2 protein-coding genes are annotated in these 2,791 nt (G+C 39.4%); one reads left to right on the top strand and one right to left on the bottom strand.

The genetic code is table 11. The features are described 5' to 3' along the window. Nucleotides 1-73: 73 nt before the first annotated feature. On the bottom strand, nucleotides 74-1,555 hold the full coding sequence (locus J6U00_RS13855) for a YfjI family protein (protein ID WP_296582791.1): 1,482 nt from the start codon (nucleotides 1,553-1,555) through the stop codon (nucleotides 74-76). A gap of 406 nt (nucleotides 1,556-1,961) precedes the next feature. On the opposite strand from J6U00_RS13855, the gene J6U00_RS13850 reads away from it, so the two are divergent. After that, on the top strand, nucleotides 1,962-2,300 hold the full coding sequence (locus tag J6U00_RS13850; RefSeq protein WP_296582790.1) for a hypothetical protein: 339 nt from the start codon (nucleotides 1,962-1,964) through the stop codon (nucleotides 2,298-2,300). Nucleotides 2,301-2,791 lie beyond the last annotated feature (491 nt).

The following is a 2,791-nucleotide window of genomic DNA, read 5'->3' as shown; positions in this document are numbered from 1 at the left end:
TGTGATTTTATCAGTGTGAACTTTAAGCATTTTAGACACTATAGACACTATAGGTCTATTGTGCTTAAAGTGTTTATCGTGCGTAAATGTTTGGATTGAAGCGGAGAGTAATGCCGCTTCTGTTACAGCCGTTCTGCGCAGGAGCGATCTCGCTTTTCAGATAGCCGTATTCTTCAAGTACTGCTATCACTTCAGAAAACTCCTGTGCATTTTTAAAGAGCCTGCAACGACATATCCTGTAAAGATCGTTCTGTCTGATCTCGGAAATATTCTTAGATCTGACCTTTGCTAGGATACGCTCTGCCTGTATAGTCTGATTATCGGCATCACCAAGTCCATAAGCATATATTGCCTGTAATCGGAAATAATGACCTATCTCGATAGCATTGCACATGGTATCATGGGATACTTTGACTTCATCCGGCTTCTCACCGTTCAGCACAGCTTTTATACAGTGAAGGATACCGCATATCCTTAACACCAGTCCGTGAAACTTGCCTCCCCAGTCCGCACAGAATGCCATATCTGTGAGAAGCTGCTGTTCTACAAACTTATCATGCAGGAATACATATTCTTCCTTTGCCTTTTCATCAAGAAAAATAAAGCTTTCATCCGTCTGCCCGAGCTCAAAGCGCCTGAACTTATAACTCAGCAAAGCATATATCAGGCGTTTATACTTTTCAGCCAGTTCATCGGGGATAGGTTCGGTATCATATTTCCGCATACCTCTCAGGTCTTTAGGAAAGCAGTAAACAAGACGAGCGAGAAAACCGCTTCCCCTGAATGCCATATTTCCTATCATGTTATCCCAGACATATGGCTGACAGGCAAGGCATATTGAAACATAGGGCTTGTAGAGAATAATACTCTCACGGGTAATACGGTCGCTAATGAAGGTTTCTCCATTCCACGATTTAAGAAGCAAATCAAGGTTTGGTGCACTGCCGGTGTTGTATCTGCCGTTGAAGTTTCCGAGAGAGCCAGCCTCATCAGACATCATCATAAGCGTTCCGTTTACAGACAGCTGTCTGACGAGCGATTCTGGCGTAATATCATCGACTATTATACGGCGGAAATCTGCATTGGTAATATTACTCAGTTCCATTGAAAGCCTCGACATCTCCTTTGTATCGGCATCTGGATTCTTCTCCAGAGCTGACAGTTTGTTTGTGAGAACCTTTTTCTTTGCTTTATTCTCCAGTATCATCTCCTTATTTTTCTCATTGTACTCCCTTACAAATTCCTGATATGGCTGTGATATGAGTTTCATTACAGGCGACTTCTTGAAGCTCGCTTCTGCAACGATAAGACTGTCAATCACAAGCGGTTCATTATGATCCTTCTTTCCTGCGATACGGTACTGTCCTGAAAAGCAGTAACTAATCATGGAAAGTATAGCCGTAGCAGCCATTGATACATCTGTTGAGGTAGTCTCAGCAACGGCGCATGCCATATCTCTCAATACAGGCGGCAGAGCTGTTGTCGGGAACTCTATCATATTTGCTCTGTTCCCTTTTAATGGTGTAGGCTTTACCCACTGGATCTCGTTGCCCAATTCATCATCATCATCCTTTCAAAATAGATTTAAAAGCGCTTTTATGTATATCTAATCAAGTGCTATCGTGCTTAAAGTGTTTATTGTGCGTAAGTGTTCGGATACAGATATCAATGCCGTAACAACAGAACACTCTCTACTTTTAAAGCCGAAAATACAGCAAGATGGACGAATTAAATTTTAAAAAAATGATGTATTTTAAAATATTTCTCCCTTTTGTACAAATCTGTGCTTAAAAACATAATTTTTATGGCGTGGACTTCGGTTCATGCCTTTTTTCTTTTGGCGAGAGGAATTGAATCCCTGTCCATATCTGCCGCTCACTTGACATAAATGCTAAAATATATTATTATATGCACATAAGGCTATATTATCCTTAAATTTACTGTAAAGGATTTGATAAGAAATGAAAAATGCACTCATAAAAATCACAGCAGTTGCTATGGCTTTCACGCTCCTCGGAACAGGTACAGCCGTAACAAAGACTATTGCACCTCAGTTTGACACTTCTATTACAGCTCATGCAGCTTCATGTAATAACTGTCATGGTGGGAGTTATTACATGAAGACCGAATATACCGACTGGGAATACGTTGGTGACGGTATATCATGGTATTATAGTCCTCTAGTTGGTAGAATGCTACCTAGAACTTATAAAGTGTATCAACGTACAGTAAAAACCTACTGTACCAATTGCAACAAGGTATATTCTGAATACACAGAAGAACGCCGGGAATATTGGTAAACAAAAAAGGAGCTTGCTTTCGGGCAGGCTCTTTTCTTACGCTTAAAACGCCGCCACACTGCCCAGAATACGCCACAATGGCCGCTAATGCACATGGGAGTAATTCTATATTAATAAAAATAGAACGCCTTATGCATCTTTTCAAATAATTTTTCCATGATGAATTTTTATCCCTCACTATTTAAAGGTAAAAAATCAAGAAGTGGACAACTTTAATTTTTGAAAAAAGGGCACTTTTTCAGAAATTTCTCTCTTTTGTACAAATCTGTGCTTAAAAATATGTGAGACTTTTTTGCGATTTTTATCCTGCGATTTTTCCCTCTACTTTTAAAGGTAAAAAAAGAGGTGGTGCTAACCATCTCTTTGAAATTTTGTCACTACACCTTTAAATCTGAAAAAAAGAGTGGGTTATGCATTTTTATTTCATAATAATATCGGGTAACGAAACTTGTCCTCATCTATAATTGTTGATGAACAGAACGTTCAACGTA

Source organism: Ruminococcus sp. (assembly GCF_017650195.1).
Lineage (GTDB): Bacteria > Bacillota > Clostridia > Oscillospirales > Ruminococcaceae > Ruminococcus.
The sequence above is the reverse complement of the archived record's forward strand: the minus strand, read 5'-3'. Positions and strand labels throughout refer to the sequence as shown.